This is a genomic window from Shimia sp. R9_1 (assembly GCF_017743775.1).
In the GTDB taxonomy this organism is placed as follows: domain Bacteria; phylum Pseudomonadota; class Alphaproteobacteria; order Rhodobacterales; family Rhodobacteraceae; genus Shimia.
Window position 1 is genome coordinate 948,093 of the sequence record NZ_JAGHRN010000001.1, and the last position, 24,476, is coordinate 972,568.

General features: G+C 56.1%; 27 protein-coding genes and 1 pseudogene. 8 read left to right on the forward strand and 20 right to left on the reverse strand.

Annotation, left to right across the window (positions count from 1 at the left end):
• Positions 1-178: 178 nt before the first annotated feature.
• Positions 179-766, forward strand: coding sequence for a VWA domain-containing protein (locus tag J7399_RS04505; protein ID WP_209084359.1), 588 nt, complete (start codon positions 179-181; stop codon positions 764-766).
• A 22-nt stretch (positions 767-788) separates the two neighbouring features.
• Here J7399_RS04505 and J7399_RS04510 read toward each other — a convergent pair whose 3' ends face one another.
• The gene (locus J7399_RS04510) at positions 789-1,583 is read right to left on the reverse strand and encodes an ABC transporter permease (protein ID WP_209084361.1); all 795 of its coding nucleotides are present in this window, start codon (positions 1,581-1,583) and stop codon (positions 789-791) included.
• A gap of 114 nt (positions 1,584-1,697) precedes the next feature.
• On the opposite strand from J7399_RS04510, the gene J7399_RS04515 reads away from it, so the two are divergent.
• Positions 1,698-3,740 (forward strand): 4Fe-4S binding protein, encoded by a 2,043-nt coding sequence (locus tag J7399_RS04515; RefSeq protein WP_247742720.1) that lies wholly within the window; start codon positions 1,698-1,700, stop codon positions 3,738-3,740.
• A gap of 25 nt (positions 3,741-3,765) precedes the next feature.
• On the opposite strand, the gene J7399_RS04520 is transcribed toward J7399_RS04515, so the two are convergent.
• Entirely contained in the window at positions 3,766-4,659 is an 894-nt protein-coding gene (locus tag J7399_RS04520) for a transporter substrate-binding domain-containing protein (protein WP_209084365.1), read from the reverse strand.
• Positions 4,660-5,322, reverse strand: coding sequence for a cytochrome c-550 PedF (gene pedF, locus J7399_RS04525; protein ID WP_247742779.1), 663 nt, complete (start codon positions 5,320-5,322; stop codon positions 4,660-4,662).
• 163 nt (positions 5,323-5,485) lie between these two features.
• On the opposite strand from pedF, the gene J7399_RS04530 reads away from it, so the two are divergent.
• The 5 genes from J7399_RS04530 (at position 5,486) to J7399_RS04550 (ending at position 9,689) form a co-directional block, all read left to right on the forward strand.
• Entirely contained in the window at positions 5,486-6,658 is a 1,173-nt protein-coding gene (locus J7399_RS04530; protein ID WP_209084368.1) for an ABC transporter substrate-binding protein, read from the forward strand.
• A 64-nt stretch (positions 6,659-6,722) separates the two neighbouring features.
• Positions 6,723-7,649, forward strand: a complete 927-nt coding sequence (locus J7399_RS04535) for a YVTN family beta-propeller repeat protein (RefSeq protein WP_247742780.1) — start codon at positions 6,723-6,725, stop codon at positions 7,647-7,649.
• A 122-nt stretch (positions 7,650-7,771) separates the two neighbouring features.
• Positions 7,772-8,191, forward strand: coding sequence for a hypothetical protein (locus J7399_RS04540; protein WP_247742781.1), 420 nt, complete (start codon positions 7,772-7,774; stop codon positions 8,189-8,191).
• Positions 8,188-8,901, forward strand: a complete 714-nt coding sequence (locus J7399_RS04545) for an ABC transporter ATP-binding protein (RefSeq protein ID WP_209084371.1) — start codon at positions 8,188-8,190, stop codon at positions 8,899-8,901. The genes J7399_RS04540 and J7399_RS04545 overlap by 4 nt, the downstream gene beginning before the upstream one ends.
• A complete protein-coding gene (locus J7399_RS04550; RefSeq protein WP_209084372.1) occupies positions 8,898-9,689 on the forward strand; it encodes an ABC transporter permease in 792 nt (263 codons plus the stop codon). The genes J7399_RS04545 and J7399_RS04550 overlap by 4 nt, the downstream gene beginning before the upstream one ends.
• On the opposite strand, the gene J7399_RS04555 is transcribed toward J7399_RS04550, so the two are convergent.
• On the reverse strand, positions 9,686-10,225 hold the full coding sequence (locus tag J7399_RS04555) for an ATP-binding cassette domain-containing protein (RefSeq protein WP_348539429.1): 540 nt from the start codon (positions 10,223-10,225) through the stop codon (positions 9,686-9,688). The genes J7399_RS04550 and J7399_RS04555 overlap by 4 nt on opposite strands.
• 59 nt (positions 10,226-10,284) lie before the next feature.
• Entirely contained in the window at positions 10,285-11,214 is a 930-nt protein-coding gene (locus tag J7399_RS04560) for an ABC transporter substrate-binding protein (RefSeq protein ID WP_247742785.1), read from the reverse strand.
• A gap of 325 nt (positions 11,215-11,539) precedes the next feature.
• Here J7399_RS04560 and J7399_RS04565 point away from each other — a divergent pair, with 325 nt between their 5' ends.
• A complete protein-coding gene (locus J7399_RS04565) occupies positions 11,540-13,303 on the forward strand; it encodes a PQQ-dependent methanol/ethanol family dehydrogenase (RefSeq protein WP_209084373.1) in 1,764 nt (587 codons plus the stop codon).
• Between the two features lie 63 nt (positions 13,304-13,366).
• On the opposite strand, the gene J7399_RS04570 is transcribed toward J7399_RS04565, so the two are convergent.
• The 15 genes and pseudogenes from J7399_RS04570 to J7399_RS04630 all read right to left on the reverse strand — a co-directional run bounded on the left by J7399_RS04570 (position 13,367) and on the right by J7399_RS04630 (position 24,324).
• On the reverse strand, positions 13,367-13,735 hold the full coding sequence (locus J7399_RS04570; RefSeq protein WP_209084374.1) for a phosphate acetyltransferase: 369 nt from the start codon (positions 13,733-13,735) through the stop codon (positions 13,367-13,369).
• The gene (locus J7399_RS04575) at positions 13,729-14,085 is read right to left on the reverse strand and encodes a MaoC family dehydratase (protein ID WP_209084375.1); all 357 of its coding nucleotides are present in this window, start codon (positions 14,083-14,085) and stop codon (positions 13,729-13,731) included. Before J7399_RS04575 ends, J7399_RS04570 begins: the two co-directional genes overlap by 7 nt.
• On the reverse strand, positions 14,078-15,361 hold the full coding sequence (locus J7399_RS04580) for an AMP-binding protein (RefSeq protein WP_348539442.1): 1,284 nt from the start codon (positions 15,359-15,361) through the stop codon (positions 14,078-14,080). The genes J7399_RS04575 and J7399_RS04580 overlap by 8 nt, the downstream gene beginning before the upstream one ends.
• Positions 15,250-15,558, reverse strand: coding sequence for a hypothetical protein (locus tag J7399_RS20915; protein ID WP_247742721.1), 309 nt, complete (start codon positions 15,556-15,558; stop codon positions 15,250-15,252). Before J7399_RS20915 ends, J7399_RS04580 begins: the two co-directional genes overlap by 112 nt.
• Before the next feature lie 380 nt (positions 15,559-15,938).
• Positions 15,939-16,358 carry a TetR/AcrR family transcriptional regulator gene (locus J7399_RS04585; protein ID WP_247742722.1) on the reverse strand — a complete coding sequence of 140 codons (420 nt, stop codon included), beginning with the start codon at positions 16,356-16,358 and terminating at the stop codon, positions 15,939-15,941.
• Positions 16,358-16,849 (reverse strand): alpha/beta hydrolase, encoded by a 492-nt coding sequence (locus tag J7399_RS04590; RefSeq protein ID WP_247742723.1) that lies wholly within the window; start codon positions 16,847-16,849, stop codon positions 16,358-16,360. Before J7399_RS04590 ends, J7399_RS04585 begins: the two co-directional genes overlap by 1 nt.
• 292 nt (positions 16,850-17,141) lie before the next feature.
• A complete protein-coding gene (locus tag J7399_RS04595) occupies positions 17,142-17,411 on the reverse strand; it encodes a hypothetical protein (RefSeq protein WP_209084376.1) in 270 nt (89 codons plus the stop codon).
• 179 nt (positions 17,412-17,590) lie between these two features.
• Positions 17,591-17,785, reverse strand: a complete 195-nt coding sequence (locus tag J7399_RS21160; RefSeq protein WP_348539430.1) for a hypothetical protein — start codon at positions 17,783-17,785, stop codon at positions 17,591-17,593.
• 75 nt (positions 17,786-17,860) lie between these two features.
• Entirely contained in the window at positions 17,861-18,058 is a 198-nt protein-coding gene (locus J7399_RS21165; protein WP_348539443.1) for a hypothetical protein, read from the reverse strand.
• A gap of 140 nt (positions 18,059-18,198) precedes the next feature.
• The gene (locus J7399_RS04605) at positions 18,199-18,966 is read right to left on the reverse strand and encodes an ATP-binding cassette domain-containing protein (RefSeq protein ID WP_209084377.1); all 768 of its coding nucleotides are present in this window, start codon (positions 18,964-18,966) and stop codon (positions 18,199-18,201) included.
• 68 nt (positions 18,967-19,034) lie between these two features.
• Positions 19,035-20,210 (reverse strand): annotated as a pseudogene (locus J7399_RS04610) (substrate-binding domain-containing protein).
• Between the two features lie 200 nt (positions 20,211-20,410).
• Positions 20,411-21,268, reverse strand: coding sequence for an ABC transporter permease (locus J7399_RS04615; protein WP_209065121.1), 858 nt, complete (start codon positions 21,266-21,268; stop codon positions 20,411-20,413).
• Positions 21,265-22,131 carry an ABC transporter permease gene (locus J7399_RS04620; RefSeq protein ID WP_209084378.1) on the reverse strand — a complete coding sequence of 289 codons (867 nt, stop codon included), beginning with the start codon at positions 22,129-22,131 and terminating at the stop codon, positions 21,265-21,267. The genes J7399_RS04615 and J7399_RS04620 overlap by 4 nt, the downstream gene beginning before the upstream one ends.
• 3 nt (positions 22,132-22,134) lie before the next feature.
• On the reverse strand, positions 22,135-23,241 hold the full coding sequence (locus J7399_RS04625; RefSeq protein WP_209084380.1) for an ABC transporter ATP-binding protein: 1,107 nt from the start codon (positions 23,239-23,241) through the stop codon (positions 22,135-22,137).
• A 66-nt stretch (positions 23,242-23,307) separates the two neighbouring features.
• The gene (locus J7399_RS04630; RefSeq protein WP_247742788.1) at positions 23,308-24,324 is read right to left on the reverse strand and encodes an extracellular solute-binding protein; all 1,017 of its coding nucleotides are present in this window, start codon (positions 24,322-24,324) and stop codon (positions 23,308-23,310) included.
• Between the last annotated feature and the right edge of the window lie 152 nt (positions 24,325-24,476).

Below are 24,476 nucleotides of genomic sequence, written 5' to 3' on the forward strand. Positions count from 1 at the left end.
CCATGTGTGGACTTCATGCACATGCAGGCCAACGTTCAAAAATCGCACATTTCCGACCAAAGCGCGATTGACAGGCTACAGGCTGTGGTCCGACCCTGACGATATGCTCCGCTTCGCTCTTTCCTTCTGTCTGATCACCTCAGTCGCCGCAGCTCAAAATCACTGCCCCGAAGACGCCATGATCGTATTTGACGGCTCTGGCTCTATGGCTGAGATGGGCTTTAACAACATCTCCGAGCCGCGCATCTTCGAAGCCCGGCGCGCGATCAAACGGGCAGTCCCCGACATCGCGCTAACACGCCGCCTCGGCCTGATTGTCTATGGCCCCGGCGGAGAAAACGCCTGCACCGGACTTGATCTCCGCTTCCCCCCGACGAGGAATGCCGCTGGGCCCATCATCACAGCCATCGAGCGCTTGCAGCCCGCTGGCGAAACGGCGATCGCTGACGCAGTGAGCCTTGCTGCTAAGACACTCAATGGTAAGGGCACAATTGTTCTCGTGACCGACGGGAAAGAAACCTGCGGAGGTGCGCCATGCCAAGTTGCCGCAGAATTGGCCGCAACCACTGATCTCACCGTACATGTCATCGGCTTCAAAGTACGCGGGGATCGGTTTAGCTGGGCGGAAGACAGTGACTACGACCAAAAAATCAGCGTGGCACAGTGCTTGTCAGAGCGCACAGGCGGATACTATGTCGGGACCGAAACCGTCGATGAATTGGTGAGCGCGCTGCAACGCACACTTGGGTGTCCGCTGCTGTTCTGAATGCGCACGAAGTGCCAGAACACTACTTCACCTCTGCGCCCCGCCACCGGCGCGCGCGGGTCTCCCCCGTCTGAACCAGCAAATACTCGATCAGCAACATCACCGCCACGAAGCTCAAGGAATAGGCCATCACATGCGCTGTCTCAAAGAGCTGGAAATAGAGATGGATCTGAAATCCAACACCGTTCCCACGCCCCAAAAATTCGACCACCAACACGATCTTCCAGATCATCGCCATACCGTTGCGCACAGATGCCGAGACATAGGGTGCCAACTGCGGCCAAATCACATGGCGTAACCTCTTCCACAATGACATGCGAAACACCTGCGCCATCTCTGCAATCGCACGGTCTCGCGCCAGCACACCTTCGCGAATGGTCACAATCACCATGGCCGTCTTATTCACGGACACCGCCAAAATGGCTGCAAACTCGTTCAAACCCAACCAGAGGTAGGCCAGAACGATCACCACCAAAGCAGGCAGGTTCAAGAACACGACCACCCATGGGTCAGCCCATTGGTTCAACCGCGGCATCAGACCCAGTGCTATCCCGATCACGGTGCCAAAGAGCATGGCGCATGTGAAAGCTGCTGCCACACGCAGGAGTGTCGCGCTCATGTGGTGCCACAAATCGCCGGCACTGGCCTCCGCGACTGTCACCTTCATCACCTCCACGGGGGATGGCAGGACCGTTGGGTCCGCCATCCCTAGGGCGCAAGCCCACCAAAGTGTAATCAACGCGCAAAGCGAAATCGCCACCACGACGGGACGTCGCGCGGTGCCTGATGCGCCTGCGTTTTGAAAAGCCTTCGCCATAAGTGCCATCCAGTCCAGAAAGGGCGCCGCTTTGGAATTTAGACAAAGGTCGCATTTAGAGTTGCCCCACCAGAGTTTAGCGTCTCCGACATGCGGGTTCTCGTCACAATTTTCATGCTACTGGTTTCCGCCGCTCAGGCCGAAGTTCTAACCAAGGATGAGCTCTCAGAACTTGTTATCCCCCCATACAGTCTGGGCGATCAGGTGAATGACAAAGGGCTGTGGGAGCTCGACAATTCAGGCGGTCAACACGCGGGCTACATCTTTGAAACAGAGCCACTCGCCCCTTTGCCCGGTTTCGCCGGCGCGCCAATCAACGTGTTGGTGACCCTTGATCTTGAGGGCAACTATCTGGATATGCGGCTCTTGCAGCACAACGAGCCCATCTTTGTGTCCGGTCTCGGCAACGCCGCTTTCCACAAATTCTTTGAGCAATACCGCGGCCATAACATTGCATCCTCTCTTGTGGTTGGGACACCCTATGGCGATGCCGGAAGCGCAAGTGGTTCACTGGTCTACCTTGATGGGGTGACCAAGGCGACGGCAAGCGTGCGGATCGCCCATGAATCCATTCTAGCGGCAACCACACAGATTGCGCGCGAGAAAATGCAGGGTGTCGCCGCCGGTCCGCCTGCTCATCCGACCCCGGATTATGTCGAAGACCTGACCTGGAACGATCTGGTTGAACAGGGCCTCGCCCAGCGCTTTCTGGTCACCAACGCTGAAATCGAAGCTGTGTTTGAAGGCACCCTCTGGGCCGATGACGATCCCGAAGCGCAAGATGATCCAGACGGGGCCTATCTTGACCTCTGGATCGTCGATGTCGGCCCCCCTTCCATTGCGCGTGCAATTCTGGACGAAGACACCTTCGCAGAGCTTCAGGAATTTCTTGAAATCTCAGACTTTGACGAACCGCTGCTTTTGCTGGAAGCGGGCCGTCATGGATTGGTTTCAGAAGACTTCATCCGCAACACCTCGCCAGACTGGCTATCAGCGGAGCAATTTGGCCTGCCAGTCGCCTTGCGAGACAGCGACCTGTTTGTCGGTCTCCACCGTGATGTGCCCAATCACCTGCACGACGCCACCACGATGATCCTGCGCACGGACAGAAGGCTTGGCTTTGACCCCACTTCAGAATGGCAGCTTAATGTGCTGGCATTGCGCGAACACGGCACCTTCATGCCTCAGATCGGCAGCGAAACACTCTCAGTCACACATTCAACCGACGCACGCTTCTTCACGCGCCCCGAAGTCCCCAAGCCGTTGCCGCCATGGCGCGAAGCACTTCGCAATCGGCAGACCGACCTTATTGTTCTTGGCGTCAGCCTCATCGCTCTGTTCGCCGCTCTGTTTTCCAAAATGCACGCGCTCGCCAGCTGGCGCTGGTTCACCCCGGCGCGGCTGACATTTCTCGCCGTCATGACCGGCTTTGTCGGGCTCTGGGGACAAGGACAGCTGTCGATTGTCACTGTCATCGGAGTGCTGCGTACCGCTTGGGAAGGAGGCACTTACGCCTTTCTGCTCTACGACCCCTTCTCGCTTCTGGTTTGGGGCGCGGCCATTATCGGGTTTATCCTCTGGGGACGTGCTCTTTTCTGCGGCTGGCTTTGCCCCTTTGGCGCGTTACAGGAATTCGCGCACCACATTGGCCGCGCATTACGTCTACCGGAAATTGAACCCTCAGCCTTCTGGGACAAACGCCTAAAGGCTTTAAAATATGTCATTCTTGCCAGCTTGGTGGGGTTGATATTCATATCCCCTCAACACATCGACAAAGCCGCAGAAGTCGAGCCGTTCAAAACTGCAATCACCACCTTCTTCATTCGCGAATGGTACTACGTTGCCTACGCTGTCGGGCTGCTACTGCTCTCAACCGTGCTTTTCAAAGGCTTCTGCCGCTATGTCTGCCCATTGGGGGCCTTCATGGCGATTGGCGGCCTTCTGCGCGGACGTGACTGGATTGCGCGCCGCGAGGAATGCGGCTCCCCCTGCCAACTCTGCAAAGTACGCTGCAACTACAAATCCATCGCCCCCAAAGGAGAGATCCAATATTCAGAGTGCTTCGGCTGTTTGGATTGCGTGACCATCCACGACGACGCTCAGACGTGTGTGCCGCTGGTCCTCGCGGCACGGGCACGCGAACGTATGTCCGCATGACGCGGCGCTCGTTTGCAATTAAATCCTAGCGTTCAGGCGGCAAATGGGTCAGCCCGTAGCCCGCAAAGATCTCTGCGATCCGCCCATCCTGCAAGGCCGCATAAATTGCATCATCAACCGAATAGCTAAGCGGCCGATAGCGGAAGTTCACGCCCAGCCCGATGGTCCATTTGCCAACAGCAAAGCCCGGCAACGGCGGCTGATGCACGCCGACACCGTCGCCTGCTCCGTATTCCAGCTGCGCCAGCGGCCCCATTGCCGCCATCACCTCACCAGCCTGCAGTGCCGCCATCGCCTCGGCCATCGAAGGAAAGCGGTGGATCTTGTCACCACCGCCCCGACCGCCAATCAGGCTCGTCAGGTAGAAGTCCGCGATCGAGTCATTTTCGACCGCCACAGTGTCAAATCGGAAATATGCCGGAACCGGCTTGTCCTCGGGATATTTAGCCTCATCATAAGCAATCGCAATCGTTTCCGAGGCATACTGCCCTGTGAACACCACCTGCTCGACGCGGCAGGTGAATTCGCTGTCATAGGGCACACGCAACATCACATTGGAAACTGCGCCCCCGACAATTGGCCCCTTCCACAGCGTGTTGCGCAGATCGGCCTCAAGGTTTTCATCAGGCGATACAAATTTGAACCTGGCTTTGACGCCGAGGTCCTCAGCGATCAGCTCGCCAATCTTGATATCAATCCCGGCAGGCGCGCCATTTTCCTCAAAGGAATAGGGCGGGAAATCCTCGTAGACCGCGAACTCGATCCACCCCCGCTCCTGGATGGTGTCCAGATCTACGCCCACAATATCCCGGCTCGCGTTTTGCGGCTTGGGTTGGGGGACATGGTTCTCACAACGCGCCTGCGCCAACCCGGGAAAGGCCAGCGCTGCACATATCAAAACATGGGAGTATTTCTTCACTTACTGTGCCGCCGATAGTCCAATGGTGAGTGCTTCATGAGCACTTTTGACGTCAACGGCCTCTGCCGCAAGATATTTTGCCGCTCGAAACGGCGCACTGTCCGCCACCGGCGCCCCTGAGCCCGTTTCAACACCAGAAGCAATCTGCGCCAGTTCCACCTGCAAGGCACTGACATCTCCCGCACCACCAGTCTCAATCGATACCAGAGCGTCGCGAATTTCCTTAAGCCTTGGCGTCACATCATCTAGCGCCCCATCGTCAGGACGGGCCTCAATATAGGTCCGGATTGCCCAAGCCGCTTTCTGCCCCAGCAACTCGTCAAAAGCCGGCATCTTGGTGATCCCGTTCTGCGTATAGCCATAACGGAACCGCTCCACGTACCATTCATCCCCGTATTCCTCGGCTTCCAGATAGCGCAAATCCGGAGCCAGACCGCCAGAAATCACCTCCAGGCCATGACAGCGCGCACAATTCTGATTGTAGCCTGACGCCCCAATGCGCACGGCCTCAGACCACACCTCTTCGCCCATGGCCCGATACGGATTTTCGATCAGCCATTCCTCCCCCACATCCGGCAACGCCTCCGTGTTCACCGGCTGCGGGGCCACATCTCCATGCCCAAAAACAGACGTTGCGCTCAGCGCCACCACTGAAATTGCCATCACAACCCGATTTGCCATGAGACCCTCCATAGACAGTTTACACAAGTTGCTCATGTTCTAGAGCGGGGTTTGGGCACGCGGCTATTAGACCAAAGTTTCGATTAGGCACCTCTTTCGACTAAAGTCCTATGGTGCCGCAAATGCGTCTAGATAGCCTGCAGCCATGAGTATTTTGAAACCCATTGCTTTTGGAGCGCTGCTAGCCTTTGGATTGAGCGCCGCCGCCTCGGCCGAGATCAATGTGAACGTGCATTATCTGAAGGTCGAACGCGCGTTGCCCCCGACCTTATCAAACCTCGACCCTGTGCCAGAAGACCTTGGTGTTTCCGGAGCAGAGGTGGCGCTCAAAGACAACGCCACCACCGGTCGTTTTCTCGGTCATGACTACGTCTTGGAAACCACCGAGGTCTATCTGGGAGAAGACCCGCTCGCCAGCGCGAAGCAGGCCCTTGAAGCAACTCCGCTCCTCCTCATCGACGCCCCAGCAGAGATCGTGACGGCAATTGCTGATCTGCCCGAAGCACAATCCGCGCTGCTTTTTAACGTCGCCGCCCCTGACAATCCGCTTCGTCGCGAAAATTGCCGCCGCAATGTGCTGCACACCGCGCCCAGCCTCGCGATGCGCACCGATGCATTGGCACAGTTCTTCGTCAAACGCCGCTGGGACCGGCTCGCGTTAATCGAAGGCACCTATGCGCAGGATCAAGCCTATGCAAACGCGCTGCGCGAAAGCCTTACCAAATTTGGCCTCGGCTTGAGATCATCAAAAACATGGGCCTTTGACGCTGACATGCGCCGCAATGCAGCCCAAGAAGTGCCCCTCTTCACACAAGAGCTGAAAGACCATGATGTTCTGCTCGTGGCTGATGAGGTCCATGATTTTGGCCGCTACATTGCCTTCAACACCTGGGAGCCACGCCCCATTGCCGGCTCAGATGGCATGACCGCCACCGCTTGGGCACCCGTGGTAGAGCAATGGGGCGCAGCCCAGCTCCAGTCGCGTTTTGAAAAAGCAGCAGAGCGAAAAATGCTCCCTCAAGACTACGCAGCTTGGGCAGCTGTGCGCTCGATTGGCGAGGCTGTCACCCGCACGAGTTCCGCAGATCTGCAAACCCTACGCGCGTTTATTCTCAGCCCTGAGTTTGAACTGGCAGGTTTCAAAGGTCGCCCCCTGTCCTTCCGCCCGTGGAACGGCCAGCTGCGCCAACCGATCCCGCTGACACATCCCCGCGCCTTGGTGTCCATGGCGCCACTCGAAGGTTTTTTGCACCCGGTCTCCGAACTCGACACTTTGGGTCAGGACCAGCCCGAAACCACTTGCACGGCTTTTGAATAGGAGGCCCGCCATGCCTTTGCTGTCCAATATCACCAAAACAACCGCCTTGACCCTTTGCCTTGCGATGCCCTTCAGCCATGCACAGGCCGAAGAGATTTGGATCTCCAACGAAAAGGACGACACGATCTCGGTCATTGATGTGGCCACTCTGGAGGTTATCCGCACCATCGAAACCGGAGAGCGCCCCCGCGGCATCACCTTCAGCCATGACCACAAGGTCCTCTACATCTGCGCCTCAGACAGCGATGCCGTACAGGTGATGGATCCTGAAACCGGACAGATCCTGCACGACCTGCCTTCTGGTGAAGATCCAGAACAGTTTGTGCTGCATCCAGACAATCGCCACCTCTATATCGCGAACGAAGACGACGCGATCACAACGGTGGTGGACGTAGAGACCCGTAAGGTTGTCGCTCAAATTGATGTGGGGATCGAACCCGAAGGCATGGCTGTCTCACCTGATGGCAAATACGCCATCACCACATCGGAAACGACCAATATGGCACATTGGATCGACACTGAAACTCAGGAACTCGTGGCCAATACCCTTGTCGATTCACGCCCGCGCCATGCCGAATTTGCGGCTGGCGGCTCCGAACTTTGGGTAAGTGCTGAGATTGGGGGCACCCTCTCTGTCTTTGATGTGGAGAGTAAAGCCGAGAAGGCCAAAATCGAGTTTGAAGTACATGGCGTTCATCCGGACCGTGTGCAGCCTGTAGGCTTTGAATTTACTGGCGACGAGAAAACAGCCTTCGTCGCGCTTGGCCCTTCCAATCACGTCGCCGTCGTGAATGCCGAAACCTTCGAAGTTGAAGAGTACATTCTGGTTGGACGTCGTGTCTGGCACATGGCTTTCAACACGGACAAATCTCTCTTGTTCACGACAAACGGTGTCTCCGGCGATGTGACCGTGATTGACGTGGCCGAGCGCGCCGCGGTTAAGACCATTAAGGTCGGTCGCTTCCCTTGGGGCGCGGCGCTGCGTCCCTAAGCAAAAAGACCGACAATGCACCGACGTGATAACACCGCGATAACGACGCAATACATACGCAATACCGACCACAAAATGAGGGCAAAATGACTTTCTTACGCACATTGATTTCCGTGACCGCTATGAGCTGCGTGGCTGCAACAGGTGCCTTTGCTGATGACGATGATGATGACGGTTTTGGGCTTGCTGGCATCCTCTCTGCCAAAAACAAAGAGGACCTATCCCCCATCACTCTCAGCGCGGGAGTGCCTCTCTCTGAAGAGAATTGGGAATTAAAATCAGGTACTTATTATGAATTTGAGATCGAGGCCGACGGCAGTCAGGAGCTTGCCCTTGTCGGCGCAGAGTTCTTTCGCGCCATTTGGATTGATGAAATCGTGATCGAGGGTTTGGAAATCCGCCCGCTGGGACTGGACTCCGTAGAGTTTGACGAAGCAGGTACAATGGAGATAGGCTTTTTGGCAATAAAACCAGGCAGTTACCACATGAAAATCCCCGGATCGACTGGCGAAACCCAACGCATTGAAATCGAAATCAAGTGAGCCTGAGTGTCAAAGGACTGTCTTACGCCTACGGCGCAAAAAAAGCGCTGGATGACGTGTCCTTTGACGTCGCTTCTGGCACATTCTGCGCTTTGCTCGGCCCGAACGGGGCCGGAAAAACTACGCTTTTTTCGATACTTACCAGATTGTTCACAGCACATTCAGGCACGATTGAAATCGCAGGCCAAGACCTCTCAAATAAGCCTCTTTCAGCGCTGAAGCAGATCGGTGTGGTTTTTCAACAGCCAACGCTGGATCTTGATCTGACCGTCTACCGCAACCTCAAGTACTTTGCTGCGCTGCAAGGGATTTCAGGCGCGCGAGCTGAGAGCAAGATCATGGAATCCCTTGAAAAAATGTCGATGGCGGACCGTGCGGGAGAAACTGTTCGTAAGCTCAATGGAGGCCACCGCAGGCGCGCTGAGATCGCCAGATCTCTGATACACAACCCGAAGGTCCTGCTCTTTGACGAACCCACCGTAGGCCTCGACGCTGCCAGCCGCTCAGCAATCACCAAACATGCACACGCGCTGGCGGAGGAAGGCTATACCGTACTTTGGGCAACACATCTAACAGACGAAATATCTTCAAAAGATCAACTGGTTATCCTCCATGAAGGTGCCATTTTAGCCAACGACAAGGCCAAGAACATAACGGGCAACAGTTCACTCACCGAAACCTTTCTTGAACTCACCGGAGCTGAAGCGTGAAACCATATTTCGTCGCGCTTCAAGCGATCGTCACACGCGAAGCACTGCGGTTCATCCAGCAACGCGGGCGTTTTGTTGCAGCGCTCGTACGCCCCCTCGTTTGGCTCTTCGTTTTTGCCGCTGGCTTTCGCACAGCACTCGGTCTCTCCATCACGCCTCCGTACCAAACCTACATCCAATATGAGACCTACATTGTTCCCGGATTGTGCGGAATGATTATGCTTTTCAATGGGATGCAGTCTTCCCTCAGCTTGGTATACGACCGCGAAATGGGCTCAATGCGATTGCTTTTAACCACACCTTTGCCACGCTGGTGGCTGCTCTTCTGCAGGCTTTTAGGTTCCACAATCATCTCGATTACACAGGTCTACACTTTCCTACTTATCGCCGATCTCTACGGGCTACGCTGGCCCACTTTGGGATACCTTACTGTCTTACCAGCGCTGATCTTGACCGGCCTCATGCTTGGCGCATTGGGGTTGGCGTTATCCAGCTTTATCAAACAGCTAGAGAACTTCGCAGGTGTGATGAACTTCGTTATCTTCCCGATGTTCTTCTTATCGTCGGCACTGTATCCGCTTTGGAAAATGGCCGAAAGTTCGGAGCTTTTGCATGATATCTGCGCCGTAAATCCGTTTACACATGGGGTGGAACTGATCCGCTTTGCCTTGCACCAACAGATCAACCTACAAGCGACGTGTTGGGTTTTATTCGCAGCGGCCTGTTTTGGCACCCTCGCGATATGGGGATATGATCCCGCGCGCGGGATGAAACGTCCAAGAGGCTAGCGGAAGGTCGCTGGACGTCCCTCCAAGCGCAAGACGCGATCTGCCAAGCGCTCTGCCTCCTTTGGGACATGTGTCACGAGAACCGTCGCTACATCGGTGCCTGCCCGCAATTCCTCAAAAAGGCCCATCATCTCTTCCGCCAGCGCTTCATCAAGCGAGACAAATGGCTCATCCATAAGCAAAATTTGTGGATCAGCAACAAAGGCACGTGCAAGCGAAAGTCGCCTTTGTTGTCCGAGGGACAATTGTCCAGGAAAGCGATCTCCGAGGCCTTTCAGCCCGACATCAATGAGCTTTGCTTCAGCCTTTTGTGCACTGGCTCCGGTTGCGAGGTATAAATTGTCCCTCAAGCTACGCCATGGCAGCAATGTAGGCTCCTGAAAAACCATTGCGACACGCTCGGGCCTTTGGACTGTTCCGGAAAAACCTGTTTCCAGCCCAGCCAATATTCGCAACATGCTGGTTTTTCCGATACCCGAAGGCCCCGTTATTGCAACAGTTTCGCCTGCTGAAAGGGTCAGGGACAGATCTGCCAAAACGGGCTGCCCTGATAAGGACAGCCCATGCAGATCTAGGTTAAGAACAGTCTCTGGCACTAGTTGGTGAGCTGCGCGAATAGACCGGGCGGGAGGCTTTTGGCCTCACCAACAAGATCGTCTCCGCCAAATTCAGCCATCAAGCGAAGCATTTTATCGGCAGCGATTTCATCCACAGCGACGCCAGAGGGAATGCCCGCTCGAAACCCTGCTTTCAACGCCTCAAATTGCGCATCCGTTTTGGCGTTCATGCGAGGGCGCAAGCGCTCCCACTCTCCCTCGTCTGCTACCAAAAGCTCTTTCGCACCACGCGACGCGGCCGCTAGCCCATTCACCAGGTCCGGCTGCTCGCGCAGCATCTCACCCCGCACGACGTAACCGAGCAGAGGGGTTTTCGGATCAAGCCCCAGCGCCTGAGCAGCATCAGATACATCGATCAGCTTGCGCATCCCGCCAGCTTCCATCTTTGCCATAAAATGCCAAAAGTTGATCGCCCCACCAAGGTCGCCAGACAACGCGGTCTTAAAGATCAGCGGTGGTGCTCCGAAGACTTGTTCCGTATCTGCGGCAAGATCGACCCCATATTCTTGCTGCGCATAAGCTCTTAGGATCAGCCAGCTTTTATCGAGCGGGCCACCAGCAATACCAATTTTTCGGCCACTGAGGTCCGCAAGGGACTGTGCTGAACTGCGTTCAGGGACCATCAATCCGCCAACTGCAGTTGAGTAAGGAATGAAGACGTAGTCTTTGCCTGCCGCACGCTGCCTCGCGACCCAGATCCAGTCAGACACGATCACATCTGTCTCACCACCTTGAAATGCCACTTTGGCGGCAGAGCCACCGGCCACGCCACTGACTTGAAGCTCAAATCCGTTCGCGGTGTCTAATCCGTGATGCTGGATCGTATCCAACTCCCAGTTCACCGTCCCAAACTTAAGAACTGCCGCGCGTAGAACCTGCGTCTCTGCGACCACCGCACTTGCTGTCATTCCAATGCTCAAACAAGCGCCGGCGACCAAGCCAACCATTCTGTCAAAATATGACATCATATCCTCCCGTTTGCCGCATACTAGCACTAGGGCTTTTCTCCGGAATACGACCAAAGCATGGGCCTCGCCTGTAGAAAGCAAAGCCCTCCAAACACCCGGAAGTACTTTTGGTGCTGCCTGGGGGGAGTATCCCAGAAAGGCTCCAAAGTGCCTCGGCGAGCTTTACGACCATTGTGCAATTTCACGAACGAGTGATCTCAAAGATAGTGACATCAGAATTTGCGCGCGCATTGACCGTTTCAGCGCATTCTACAGGGAGGACATTATGAGAAGTTTATTGCTGGCCACGACGGCTGCGGTATTTTCGTTCGGCTACGCCTCAGCAGAGGTGACTGATGACGACATCGCCAATGATTCAACGATCACCAACCAGATTGTCACCAATGGTATGGGGCGCGCGCTCCAGCGTTATTCTCCGTTGGATATTCTGAACAAAGACAACGTCAAAAACCTTGTCCCTGCTTGGGCATTTTCGCTCGGCGGCGAGAAGCAACGCGGGCAGGAAACCCAGCCGCTTGTCTACGACGGGGTGATGTATATCACCGGTTCCTACAGCCGGATGTACGCAATTGACATCGAAACCGGTGAAGAGCTTTGGCAATATGATGCGCGTCTCCCTGAAGGTATTCTCCCTTGTTGTGACGTCGTCAATCGCGGCGCTGCGCTCTATAAGGACCTCGTGATCTTCGGCACACTCGACGCACGCATTGTGGCGCTCAACAAAGACACAGGTGATGTGGTCTGGCGTGACAAAATCGAAGACTACAAGGCAGGGTATTCTTACACCGCAGCACCAATGATTGTGAACGGATTGGTGGTAACAGGCAATTCGGGCGGCGAATTTGGCATTGTAGGCGCAGTGCAAGCGCGTGATGCAGAGACCGGTGAGATGGTTTGGGAACGCCCGGTCATTGAGGGGCACATGGGTACCCTTAATGGTGAAGAAAGCACCATGACCGGTACACTTAATGCCACCTGGCCCGGCGACATGTGGAAGACCGGTGGCGGCGCCACCTGGCTTGGTGGATCCTATGATGCCCGCACCGACACCATCATCATGGGTGCGGGGAACCCGGCGCCGTGGAATTCCTGGCTGCGTGATGCCGGACAGAAAAACGATGGCTCTGGCGATAACCTCTATGCAGCTTCCCGCATCGGCATCGACCCGGCAACTGGCGAGATCAAATGGCACTTCCAGACCACACCGCGTGAGGGATGGGACTATGACGGCGTGAATGAGGTTGTCGCCTATGACAATCGCACCGGTGAGCAGCGATTGGCGACCGCAGATCGCAACGGTTACTTCTACGTACTGGATGCCGCAGACGGGGATTTTGTGCGCGGTGTACCGTTTGTAAAGAACATCAGTTGGTCATCCGGCCTTGATGAAAACGGCCGTCCGATCTGGGTTGAGGAAAATCGCCCGGGTGATCCAGCCGCGGCAGCTGATGGCCAAAAAGGTGAGGTGATTTTCGCGAGCCCCTCTTTCTTGGGCGGAAAAAATTGGATGCCAATGGCGTTTAGCCAAAATACCGGCAACTTCTATGTTCCTTCCAATGAATGGGGAATGGACATTTGGAATGAGCCGATCACCTACAAAAAGGGTGCCGCCTATCTTGGTGCTGGCTTCACGATCAAACCCAACTACGAAGATCACATCGGTAGTCTGAAAGCGATCGACCCGGATACAGGCGAACTGGTTTGGGAATTCAAGAACGATGCCCCTCTATGGGGCGGCGTAATGACCACTGCAGGCGGTTTGGTCTTCACAGGCACTCCCGAAGGCAAATTTATCGCCTTCGATGACGCCACAGGTGAAATTCTCTGGTCGTTCCAAACCGGTTCCGGCATCGTTGGTCAGCCCGTCACCTGGGAACAAAACGGCGAACAATATGTCTCAATCATTTCCGGTTGGGGCGGCGCGGTTCCACTTTGGGGCGGAGAAGTTGCCAAGAAGGTGAACTATCTGAACCAAGGCGGCATGCTTTGGACGTTCCGCCTGCCCAAGCAACTGGCCTCTGCGGACTAATTAAGCAAACCTTTACGAAATCTAGACGGCGCGCGTTTGGCGCGCCGTTTGCTTTGAATACGTTCACGCGGCGAATGCGTCAGCGACATCTCTAGCCTTCACCAGGCTACGTCCCTCGCAAATTACCTTACCATCCGGAGTAAGGCAGCTGGCCCACAAGTCCACAAGATGCTTCTCTGGCCGCAAGCGCGTTATCTCCACCTTGGCTTGCAACGCGACCTCAAGTGGAGCTGGCGCTTTAAATGCCAGCTCTTGCTTCAGATAGTTTGTCCCAGAACCTGGTAGCTTTACGCCCAACAAATAGGAAAACAGAGCGGCAATCAGCGGCTCCGGTACGCTCTCTGCCTGCGCACCACTCAGCGTCTCGTAAAGCGCAAGATCATTGCGCCTGTAAGTGCGTGTGATTTCGGCAGATTGCCCAACCCTCAGCATGCGATTTCTGCCTCCCCGATCAGGCATTCTGCACCATCCGTTTCTCTGGTGACTCGCATTTGCAAATAACCCGCCCTCTCCTCGACTATCCGTAGGCTCAAGGCTTCACCCGCGAAGGCAGGGCTGGGAAACATCATACTCTGGTTCACATGTGCAATTTTGGGGTCATAGCGTTTCAGCAAGCCCCAAAGCTTGCTGTAAATCAGCATACCATGGCTAACCGTGCGCCCAAAAGCCGTTGTGGCGCAAAAGTCGGGATCCACATGGATTGCATTGTCATCGCCAGACACCTCAGCAAAAGCATCAAACTCCGCTTGCGTGGGCACCCAACGTTCGTGCAGATCAATCATGGTGAAACATCTCCCTGAGGTCTGGTTTACAGACCTTGCCCGCCGCCGTGCGCGGGAAGTCCTCCACGATGCGGACATGCGCAGGAACCTTGTAGCCCGCTAATCGCTCGCGGCACCAAGGGCGCAGCGTCTCCGGCTCAAGTCTCTCTTGAGGGCGCAGCATCACAAAAGCGGCCCCTACCTCGCCCCACTTGTTATCCGCGATACCTACGACTGCGGTTTCCAGAATGGCTGGGTGCGCGTTCAGCACCCGCTCCACTTCTGCCGGATAGACGTTTTCTCCACCTGAGATGAACATGTCTTTGATGCGGTCCACGATATAGTAGTAACCGTCCTCATCCCGCCGCGCGACATCACCGGTTGCCAGCCAACCATCCTCTGTGAAGGTCTTCGCCGTCGCTTCCGAGCTGCCAAAATAACCCGGCGTGACCCCCGGCCCGCGCAGCTGCAATTCGCCCGCACCGGTCTTGCCATCCGACACGCCAGCAAGCCGCACATCGACCAGGCTCTGCGGTCGCCCCACCGAGCCAATTTTCTCTGCCGCATGAACCTGATCCATCAAAAACACCGTTGGCCCGGTTTCAGTCATCCCCATACCGTTCAGCACCTTCGCGCCTTTTGCGGCGAAGAAACGGATCAACGGTTCCGGCAAAGGCGCGCCACCACAACCACAGCGGATCGACGCCCAATCCAACGTACCCGCCTCGGGCATTAGCGACAGCGCCTGATAAATCGCGGGGACGCCAAAAAATTGATTGATCCGGTCAGAGACCAGCAGCTCAAACACCCCCTGTTCTTCGAATTTGGGCAGGATTGTCGAACTGCCACCATAGAGAAACACAGGTAGTGTATAGAGATTGATCCCCGCCGTATGAAACAGCGGCAGGAAACACACCGCGCGATCTGTGGACGTAATATCGATGGCTTGCCCGATATTGATCGCATTTGCCCAAGCCATCCGAGCGGTCTGGATCACCGTTTTCGGGAGCCCAGTGGTGCCAGATGTGAAGAGCAGATACCAAGGCCGCTCCATCGGAACCGGCGCATTTAACGGTATACAGCCGGCCTCTATCCATTCTGCGAAGTCACCTTCAATTTTTACTAGCGCCGCGCCGCATTCTGCAGCTACCTCACGCGCGATGCTCTCAAATTCCGCATCCGTGATTATAAGCTTGATGCCAATACCATCCAGCGTTTCGACAAGTTCCGGCATCGGTTGTCGCCAATTGAGTGGGCACAGGATGATCCCAGTTTTCTGACAGGCAAACAGTGCGATAAAAAACTCCGCGCGGTTAAGGCAGATGATCCCCCTTCATTCAGGCCTTGCGCAATAAATCCCGCCGCGACCGCATTGGCCGCTGAATTGATCTGCTCAAAGGTCCAGTCTCGGCCTGTGGTGGTGTCATGAAATGCAAGCGCATTAGGACTTAACTCCGCCCGTTTGGTTGCCATGTCTGGGATCACATCAAACATCGCTCTTACCCGGTTGGTTGGGGAAATTTCTGCATGCGAGTCAGGGTTTCCTGCCGCCCAATCAACTGGCGAAAGGATTCAGCCTCAGCGGTGAGTCCCGCCCGGACGGTGGCCAGGCGCGCGTCGTTCCAGAACATCGCCTTTGTTGCCAATGCAGTGCCAGTATCAACGGCCGACAGCAAAGCCAGCGCGCGCTACTCGGCTGCCTCATCGACCGCCTGTACTAGGCCAATCCGCGCCAATTCGACTGCCACGCGATCGATGTCAACCTTTTCCTCCCAAAGCACGAAGCGTTTCCCAAGGGTCTTTGCAATCCCCATCAGGCCCAAGCGCGCACTTCCGCATCGCCCGCGGAAATCTTACCCTTCTGTACCGCCTGTTCAAGCTGCTCTGCATACGCCTGCACAAACGCCATGTAGTAATCGCCGTAGGCTTCCGGATCGACAAAGCGCGCCTCCTCCACGATGCGGCTGCATCGGGCGGTACCGCACGACGATAAGATAAGCCTCAAGCCCTGCGCGCTCCGCTTCAAGTCGATTGGCGGCACCAGCGATCCGCTCCGCCGCTTGAGAGCGCGTCGCTTGCCCCATGCTCTGCACCAACTCGCGGAAGACCTCATCCTTACTTGAAGAATAGATATAGAAGGTGCCCAGCGCTGTCTCGGCAGCGCGGGTTATGTCCGCGATGGAGTCGGCCCCAAAGCCCTTCTCCCCAATCACCTGCTCCGCCGCAGCAAGGATCTTGGCGCGGCGCTCGACACCTAGTTTAGTTTTGGGCTGTGCACTGGCTGGTTTGGTCATCAGATTTCTTCTCGGTATTTCAACGGTGTCGTCAGGTCCTCAACCGCGACAAAACCTCGGATGGCATCAAAAAAAGTTTCTGGCCCTTCCAAATGCGGCGAATGCCCGGAGTGTTCAAAACGTGCCACCGCCGCCCACGGTACCTTTGCAGTGATCCAATGTGCCACCGCCTCACTGTAAAGTCGGCTCGGCGCCCCCGTGAAAACAAGATAAGGCACATCAATCTGCGAAATCACCTCGCGCTCATCCATCGCCACCAGATCGTCCGAAAGCGGGCGCAACCCGGCTGGGTCTTGCAAGCGCAAAAGCGCATGTGCTGGCTCCCGGCTCAGGGTCGGGGTACTGCCGCGGGCAAACATATTGCGCGAAATACTCTGAGAAAGCCGTGGCCAGGTCGGGATGATCTTCTCGGAGGTTGCAAGGATCGCCTCTGCGCTCTGCCCAATCAGTCCCAAATCCCACGCCGCATCCGGCAACATGCGCGGGCTCATGTCCATAGTCACAAGCGCGCGTAAAGCCGACGTGCCGTGTCGCGTAACATAACGCCACGCGGCGCTGGCTTCCACCGACCAGCCCACAAGAATAGGTCGATACAACCGCGCGTCCCACTGCTCTGCAACTGAGGCACAGTCCTCAAGTCTCGCAATGCCATCGCCTCCTTATCAAATCCGGTGCATGGCAGGTGAAATCTGGCCCCAGACGCGCGGCTACATCGTCAAACACCGCCCCATTCATGACCCATCCATGCAGAAATAATACCGGAATGCTCATGATGCGCACCGTTCACGCAGGCGATCCACAATGCCCGTCGGAAAGACGGTAGACGCTCAGAATAAACAGAATGCCCAGCCACATGAGCCAGCGATCCGGGTCCAACAGATACGGGATCAACGGCAGGAAAGCGGTGGCCTCGGACGCGCTGCCCATCAGATTTTGCAAATAGGTCTGCGCCCGAATAAATAGCGTTGCGCCCAACACAGCCCCGTACATCATGCCCATGTCGCCAAACACAAGCGTCAACCCAGAGGACATCACAAAAATCATCACGCCCATAGCAAGGCCCGAAACTGTCAACTTCAGCCAGGAGGATGGCACACCAATGGCCTCAAAGCCAAAGACCACCAGCTACTGGATAAACAGAAGCGGCGTCGCCTCGCTCAGCCTTTCCAAAAGATCTTTGTTTTCTGCCAGTACCGCCATCTCGCCGGTTCAATTGGCGCGTTCGTCACCCATCACCGCCGCTCGATCACCCAGCGCTTTCGCCACCGAAAATTTTGCTCGACCAAAAGGATGTAGGCTCCTTGCACCTTCAACTGCCGCAATGCCTGCGCCATAGTCGAGGCAATCGCCGGGGCCGAGCCTTTGCTGGGCTCATCAATCAGACAAAGCCCGCGATCCCCCGCCATCTCCCGCGTGATGGAGAGCATATGTTTCTGCCCGCCAGAAAGGTTTCCCGCCTCGTTTTGCCAAAAGCTCCCAAGCGCCGGCAAAGCGGTTAGCAGCTACTCTTTGCGCTTTGGATCAAGCTGGCCAGGGGTGCAGCCCAGCACCATATATTCTTCCACGGTCATATTGCTAAAAACGCCCATATCCACAGGCAAAAAGCCAATCCCAGCCCGCGCCCGTCTAGAGGACGGCAGGCGTTTGACTGGTCCGTCGTAGAGAATATCGCCAGATTTGGCGGTCCACTGCCCAATGATCGCTTTGCGCGTCGTGGTCTTGCCCCCCGTTGCGCCTCCAAAGCATGGTCACTTGCCCACCTGGCACCTCCAAATCAACGCCCTGCAGAATGTGATACTGCGCGATATCTATGTGCACAGCGTTTAGAGAAAAGATCGGATCAGACATCCACCAACTCCTTCCCCAAATAGGCCTCCTGTACCACCGATGACGCCATGACCTCCGCAGGTGGCCCATCTGCGGCCAACGCGCCGTTGTGCAAAACAATGAACCGATCTGCGAGACTGCGGATTAAATCAAGCTTATGCTCGATAAGCAGCACAGTGCGCTCCCGATCCACTTTGATCTCTGCAATCAGATCCAGAATGACTGGCGTTTCATCCACGCTCATGACCGCAGTTGGCTCATCAAACATGTAGACCATCGGCTCGAACCCGATCAGCAAAGCCACCTCCAGCTTGCGCTGATCCCCGCAGGACAATTCCGACACCAATTGATCTTGCCGCCGATCCGGCCGCACGCATTCCAGAATCGATTTGGCCGCAATCGTCAGTTCCGGGTGGCTGTCCGCCATCGAGAACAGACCAAAGCCCTTGTGCGGGCGCGATTGGATCACCAGCCGCACATTCTCCAAAACCGACAAGCCGGGAAAAAGATTAGTCAGCTGAAACGCACCTCCAAGCCCACGCCGACAACGCTCCGCCGCCCCAAGGCGCGTGATGTCCTCGACCATCAGCTTCACAGTGCCAGCGCTCGCCGGAATTTGCCCTGAAATAATCAAGTTGAAATAGGTGGTCTTCACCGCGCCATTAGGCCACACGATGGCGGTCAGCTCTCCGACATGAAAGCTGAAGGAAACAGCATCCACCGCCACATAGCCGCCAAAGCGTACAGTCAGCGCCTCTGTTTGCAAAAGTGTCTGGGTCATCTTTCTTTCCCCTGGCCACGGGGCGGCACACAGCGGCCCCGTGTTGTGATTGGGAAATACTCCACCGCTTAATTGTTGCGCACCGGAATTTTCATTTCATCCATGCCAATTTCGCGCACGAGCACCGGCACGCCATAGTCCTGGCCGTCCTGAATTTCCGTGCGGAAATGATTCATGGTGTGCATCGCCTGATGATCCTCAGCACGGAATTGCATGGAGCCTTTGGGGGTCTCCCATGCTATGCCTTCCATGTCGGCAACCAGCGCATTGGTATCTTCTGCACCACCGGCTTTCTTGATTGCCTCGACAATAGCCAAGCCAGATGCCATGCCACCCGCGGTGAAAAAGTCCGGCGGGCTGTCAAAACGCTCAAAATTGTTCTTCACAAGCCATTCGTTTACAGGGTTCTTTGGGATTTCATAGTAGTAGTAGGTCGCGCCTTCCATGCCTGGCAGCTCTTTGTAAGCTTTCAGAGCTGCAAGGATGTTGCCTCCAGTCGCATTTTTAATGCCAAAGCGCTCAGGTTCCACGGCGCTGATCTTGCCCATTGGGTTGCCGCCACCGGCCCAGATGATGGAGAGCTTCTTGTCACCTTCCAATTTCCTATCTTGGTGAAAATCCGCTCCGCCGCCGCGGTGAAATCCGTGGTGTCAGTGGGCACATATTCTTCATGCGCAACCTTCGCACCAGTGGGTTCCAGAGCCTTCTTGAAAGCGGCCACGCCATCACGTCCAAAAGCATAGTCCTGCGCCAGCGTGGCCCTGGTCGCCCCTTCGCCGCCCAGCGTGACTGCATTGGCAATTGCGGCCTGCGAAGAGTTGCGCCCTGTGCGGAAAATATAGAGTTTCCTAGTTGGCCTCGGTGATCGAGTCGGCAACCGCAGGCTAAACAATCGGCAGCCGCTCATATTCCTCAGCCACTGGCAACATCGCCAGGGCGACGCCAGAGCTCACTGGCCCCACTGCAATATGCGCGTAATCATCGCCATAAGCTTCTTCAAGCTGCGCCCGACCAATATCCGGTTTCAGCTGCGTGTCATTCTCGATCACGACGATCTTTGCTCCGTTGATCTCCATGTTGCCATCGGTGGCGTTTTCCAGCCCCAACATCAGCCCATTATGCGATTGAGCCGCATGGGCCTCAAACGGGCCGGTTTTACCGTAGACATGAGCAATCCGAGTTTCTACAGAGGCCACAGACGTCATCAACGCACCGGCCGCCGTCAACGCAAAAAAGCGCAACATAGGAACTCCTCCCGATTTCTCCTCTACAAAATATGAAACATTATTCATATCAATATGCCCCCAAGAACGGTGCGGACTGCCTGTGAAACCGGACAGAACAAGAAATGAAAAAGGGGGCTCTCCGATAGGGGAAGCCCCCAATAAAAACCGCACCAGCCTAGCCAGTATCGGACGATATTATCTTTCGTTAAGCGGGTACATCAGCGATCGTCTCGCTTCTGGAAGGCCAATGACAAGAGGCCCAGAATTGCCGACGCCACTATAAGCAACAACGAGACCGCGTTGAGAACCGGCGTGGAGCCCTGTTTGAGCTTATCAAACATGGTGATCGTCAGCGGACTGTCAGAACCAACCAAGATCAGCGTCGTATTGAAGTTTTCAAAGCTCATCAGCACGGAGACCACAGCACTGGCCACAATGGCAGGCAGCAGAAATGGCAACGTTATCTGTCTAATAGCCCCCCATTTGCTCGCCCCAAGATTCAGCGCAGCTTCCTCCAAGCTGGGGTCAAACTTTTGCAGGCGGGCAGAGATCACCAGCGTGGCAAAGGTGGTGATAAAGGAGAACTGCCCGAGGATCACCAGCGGCAGGCCGGGGCGCAGCCCGTCAAACCAGAGGCCTGTGGCGTCTTCTAGCGTGTTGGCAATGGAGCTTGAGAACACCAGGATCGAGATGCCAAGGATCACGCCGGGGATGATCAGCGGCAGCAGCATCAGCATGTAAAGCAGGGCTTTGCCGCGGAACTCATGGCGCACAAACAGGAAGGCGTTGCAGGTGCCCACCGCGACCGCAAGGGCAGAGACCCAAGCGGCCACAAAGGCGGAGGTGCCAATAGAGCGCAGGATGGCGCGTTCATGGAAGACGCCCACAAACGGTGCTTCAGTGCCAAAGAACCACGCCAGAGTGAAGCCCTCCCATGGCAGCGACGGGAAGACGCTATTGTTGAAGGCAAAGACACAGACCACCGCCAGCGGCAGGGCGAGGTAGACAAAGAACAGCGCCACATAGGCGCGGTAGGCCCAGAGGGTGAAGCGGGATTGGGAAATTGTTGGAATCATGACCGCCCCATCGTTTCAGAAAGCGACTGGCCGGAGAGCTTCAGGCCAACAAAAACCACCAGCGAGGACAGGCCCAGCAGCAGGAAACCAAAGGCCGCGCCCAGTTCCCAGTTAAAGCGGGTGATGAACTGGGTGTAGATCATGCCGGTGAACCACAGGCTGTCTTTGCCCCCCAGCAGGATCGGGGTGAGGTAATTGCCGAGTGACAGCATGAACACCACGATGCAGCCTGACACGATGCCGGGCATGGCGTGGGGGATGACGATCTCGCGCATGATGGCGCTGCTGTTGGCGCCAAGGTCATAGCCAGCCTCAATAAGGCTGTCGTCGAGACTGTCCAGCGTGGTAACCAGCGGCACCACCATAAAGAGGATGGAGGTGTAAACCAGACCTACCATGATGGCGGCATCGTTATAGAGCATCTCAACCCCACCGCTTGCCAAACCTAGAGATTGCAGCAAGTTAGAGAACACGCCGGTTTCACGCAGCAAGATCATCCAGCCAAAGGTCCGCACAAGTTCAGAGACCCAAAACGGGATCATACACATCAAAAACAGCGTGGTTTTGGTGCGCCCTTTGGTGAGTTTTGCGATGTAATAGGCGATAGGAAAGCCCAAGATCAGGGTGAGCGCGGTGGCGAGGATCGACATGATCGCCGTGCGCGCAAATGTACGCCAGTAAAGTGGCTCGCCAAAGAAGGCGGCATAGTTGCCAAGCCCATATTCATATTCACGCGGGCCGACTTTTTCGCTGATCGACACAATGAACAGCCCAACATGGGGCAAGATGATCAGCAGCACCAACCACAACAAGATCGGGGCCAGCAAAAGGTAGAACCCAAGTCGGGAGGCGTCAGAACTCATGACTTAAGCCTCCCCGGCAGCGTAACAACGCGCTTGGTCAGCGCTCCAACTGGTCATGAGCCGGTCGCCCTTTTTCAAGTTCGCCATCGCGCCGGTTTGTGGCAAGGCGGCGATGATGAGACCGCCTGCAGCGTCGCGCAGGGTGACGGTGCTGTTGGCACCATTAAACAGCACGGTTTCCACCACGGCTTCGGCGGCATTACTGCCAGCGGCTTGGCCGGAGCCAAGCGGCAAAAGGTCAATGGCTTCGGGCCGCAAGAAAATTTGCGCCTTTTGGCCAACGGCCAGCCCGGCGTTGGGGGCGGCGACCTGCACCTCGCTGCCTGCATCGGTCACAAGCGAAAGCATCGCACCATTGATGGCGGTGACTTTGGCGGCAAGCTTATTTGCCTCGCCAACGAAACCGGCGACAAAAGCGGTTTGCGGCGCATGGTAGACCTCATGAGGCGCACCCACCTGCTCAAAACGGCCTTTATTCATCACCGCGATATTGTCACTCATCACCAGCGCCTCGGATTGGTCGTGGGTGATGTAGACAAAGGTGGTGTCAAAAGCGGCCTGAAGCGCCTTTAGCTCCACTTTCATATGTTCGCGCAGCTTTAGATCAAGCGCGCCAAGCGGCTCATCTAGCAGCAAAACATCTGGCTCCAGCACCATACAGCGGGCAATCGCCACACGCTGTTTTTGGCCGCCAGACAGCTGGTCGACACGGCGTTTCGCAACCCCCGGAAGGCCTACACGCTCCAACGCTTCATCCACCCTCTTCCCGATCTCTTTTTTACCAACACCGCGCTGGCGTAGACCAAAGCCGACGTTGTCGCCGATGTTCATGGTCGGGAAGAGCGCAAGATGCTGAAACACCATCGACACCGGGCGTTTGTTGGGCGGCACGCCAATCATGGAGGTGCCTTTGATCCGCAAATCCCCACTAGTGGGTGACTGGAACCCTGCGATCATACGCAGCAGCGTGGTCTTGCCACAGCCTGACGGGCCGAGGATGGAGAAGAACGATCCTTTGGGCACATCAAAGCTGATGCCATCAACGGCGCGGAAATCGGTGAAATATTTCACCAGATTGCTGCAGGAAAGATCGGGGGTGCTGTTGCTCACTTGGGGGCCTCAAAATTGGTGAAAGGGCGCCCACAAGGGACACCCTTTGCTTGGATTTATAATGGTTTACTTGGCTGCGTTCACGCGATCCAGGGTGGCGCCTTCCAGCGCTTCCAGACCGGCTGGAACAGGCGGGTACCATTTGATGTTGTCGATGGCGGCCTGATCAAAGCTGCCCTGATAGCGCGCTTTCAGATCGGCGTTCACGCCCGCGTCGCCATCCACAGCCGCGGTAAAGTTGCCTGCGTTGTTGGTGATCATCGCAGCAATGTCGGGACGCATCACAAAGTTGATCCAGTCGTAAGCTGCGTCATCCGCGCGGCCACGTGCGGGCAGCACAAAGGTGTCGATCCAGCCAAGCGCGCCTGCTTCCGGGGCAACAAAGGTGATGTCGGCGTTATCGGCGTTCAGCTGCCATCCGCCGGTGTCCCACGCCATGGAGGCGACCACTTCGCCGGAGCGCAGCAGCTGTTTGATTTCATCGCCGCCACCCCAGTAGGTTTTGACGTTTGGCTTACAGTCGATCAGCTTGGCTTCGACCTGATCCAGGATCTCCTGATAGGCGTCTGCATCGCCATAGGCGCCAAAGGGATCAAGGCCCATGGAATAGGCAAAGCCGATCAGGGTCGGGCGCTTCAGGCGGTAGGAAACCTTGCCCGAGACAGACGCCTCACACAGATCGGTGTAGTCGGTCACATCACCGGCTTTGGCGGTGTTTACAACCAGACCGCTGGTGCCCCAGACATGTGGCAGACCATAGACTTCGCCGTCAAAGGTGGTGTTGTCTGCGGTGGCGGACAGCATGGACGGGATGAACAGGTCTGCCTCGATGCGCGACATGTCGATGGGTTTGTAGATGCCAAACTCTTCCTGCGCGCTAGTAATGCGGTCTTGGCTTGGCTGCGCCAGATCAAAGCCGCCGCCGTTGGTGGCGCGCAGTTTTGCGATCATTTCCTCGTTGTTGGAGGTGGTCACCTCAACGGTGTGGCCGGTCTCGGCTTCAAATTTCGCGATCACCTCTTCCGGTGCATAGCCGCCCCAGGTCAGCAGGCGCAGCGTGTCAGCGCCGGCTGACATTGGCATTGTATAGATGGCGGTCGCGGTAAGTGCGACGGCTCCAAATTTTCCAAAATTATCAAACATCATGTCATTTCCCTGTGTTGCTAGCGAGGTACCAACGTGTTGCGGTCTTTCACCACCTTCTCTTAGGGCATTAGCATTGTGTCATGCCGACC